The following is a 1808-nucleotide window of genomic DNA, read 5'->3' on the forward strand; positions in this document are numbered from 1 at the left end:
TGAGCGTTGTGCATCAGCCTGTCCAGAATCGCATCGGCTAACGTCGCGTCACCAATGTGGTTATGCCATTCTGCGGTAGGCAGCTGACTGGTGACCAGCGTGGAGCTTTTTTCGTGCCGGTCGTCCATGACTTCCAGCAAGTCGTTGCGCTGCTGTTGTGTCAGGGGCTCCAGGCCCCAGTCATCCAGTATCAACAGATCGGTTTTCTCCAGCTGTCTCAGCAGCTTGGTGTAACTCCCATCTCCATGAGCGATGGTCAGCTCCTCCAGTAGGCGGGAGAGTCGATAGTACCGAACACTGTAACCCTGCAGGCATGCCGTATGACCCAGTGCACAGGCCAGGTAACTCTTGCCGCTGCCACAGGGACCGGTAATCAGCAGGTTCCTGTGTCTGGTCAGCCAGTCACAGGTGGCCAGGGTGGCAGACTGGGTTTTGTTCAACCCTCGTGGGTGTTCGTAATCAATCTCTTCCATGCGGGCCGAGAGCTTGAACCGGGCGCTGCGCAGCAGGCGAGCCAGTCGCTTGTTGTTACGCTCAGTTTCTTCCTGATCAATCAACAGCGATAACCGCTCCGGGAAGCTGAGATTGTCGTAGGTATCAGGCTGCTCCTGTTGCAGGTTCAGGGCATCAGCCATGCCGGTCAGCCGCAGTGCGCGGAGCCGGGTCAGTATCTGTGGGATCATCATCGGTCTCCGGTTATTGGAAGTTTTGGGCACCACGTACATTTTCATGGTCTGGGTGCAGCGGCAATGTTGCCTGTTTGGCAGGTATCGCCGGTGTCTGATCGAGACCGCTTTGCAGGATGGAGCGAATGTGCTTTAACCGATAACCGCCGATCTCCCGGGCACGGGCACAGGCTGCATTGAGACGACCCGGGCCATAATCACGCTGCAGATTCAGCAGCCCCAGGCAACTCCGGTAAGCCTGCTCAGGATGTTCCCGACTATCGAGCAAGTGCTGGACCATCCACAGTACATCACTGCCAGTTTTGGCGGCCCAGTTCAGAAGGCGTTCCGGTGTCCATTCCTGATGGTGGCGATGACGCTCCGGCATATGTTCTGCCCGTGTGGTAAATCCCCGGGTGTACTTACGCGGATGCGTGGCCACGGATTTGCCTTTGAAGCGGATCTCCACGCAGTGCTCTGTCACCTGAACATCGACTTCCTGCTTAACCAGCTGGTGAGGAACCGAGTAAGCATGCTCATGGCAGATGATGTGATAGTCGATATTCACCCGGGCCTTGCGGAACTCCGCGTACTCAAACGGCTGCCTTGGGAGAGGCCTGAGGGCAGGCTCATCCAACTGCTCAAAGGTGCTGCGCCGTGTACCGGGTAACTGTTTGAAGGGGCGGCAGTTCAGATCGGTCAACAGTTTGCGTATACGGGCATTGAGCTCTCCCAGGGTAAAGAAGGTTTCGTGGCGAAGGCGTGCCAGTATCCAGCGCTCGACAACCTGAACACCGACCTCAGCTTTGGCCTTATCCTTCGGTTTGTAGGGCCGTGCGGGAATCACCACCACCTTGTAATGGTTAGCCAGGTGCTGATACGCCGGGTTCAGGTCTGGCTCATACCGGCAGGCGTTTTTAACACCACTTTTGAGGTTGTCCGGAACCACCATTTCAGGCACACCACCGAAGAAGTCAAAGGCACGCACATGGGAACCCAGCCAGTCTTCTGATTTCTGCGAGAGAGTGGCTTCTGCGTAGGTGTAATTGGAGGCCCCAAGGACCGCGACAAAGATCTGAGCCTTGTGGGCGATCTCCCCGGTTTTGGGGTTCACAAGCGGCACAGTGACACCGGCATAGTCCA

General features: G+C 56.8%; 2 protein-coding genes. Both read right to left on the reverse strand.

Annotation, left to right across the window (positions count from 1 at the left end; translation table 11 throughout):
- Nucleotides 1-686 (reverse strand): IS21-like element helper ATPase IstB (gene istB / locus E1189_RS03025; protein WP_196221122.1); only part of this gene is annotated, 686 nt, incomplete at its 3' end.
- Nucleotides 687-696: 10 nt separating this feature from the next.
- The coding region (gene istA / locus E1189_RS03030; RefSeq protein WP_155158573.1) for an IS21 family transposase at nt 697-1808 on the reverse strand (1112 nt) is incomplete at its 5' end.

Origin of the sequence: Parendozoicomonas verongulae (assembly GCF_009711465.1) — a bacterium.
Classification (GTDB): Bacteria; Pseudomonadota; Gammaproteobacteria; order Pseudomonadales; family Endozoicomonadaceae; genus Sansalvadorimonas; species Sansalvadorimonas verongulae.